Origin of the sequence: Prevotella sp. AM42-24, from assembly GCF_003461825.1 — a bacterium.
Taxonomy (GTDB): Bacteria; Bacteroidota; Bacteroidia; order Bacteroidales; family Bacteroidaceae; genus Prevotella; species Prevotella hominis.
On record NZ_QTXV01000113.1, the window covers coordinates 1 to 225 of the forward strand.

Below are 225 nucleotides of genomic sequence, written 5' to 3' on the forward strand. Positions count from 1 at the left end.
ATATATACATGGATAGGTGTGTACGTGTACACATGAATACACCTTAAACCCTCATATCATGATGAGTAGCAGGCCTTTATAGATTTACATTTTTATAAACAAGATGATAAAGCTTCGCCCCACACCATGAAGGATGCTACTGGAGTTCCACCTGATAGACTTTGCAGTTATGTCAGCAGAGCATGACGTAAGTGCAAAGTCCCTCAGTCGGAAGGTGCCCACGAA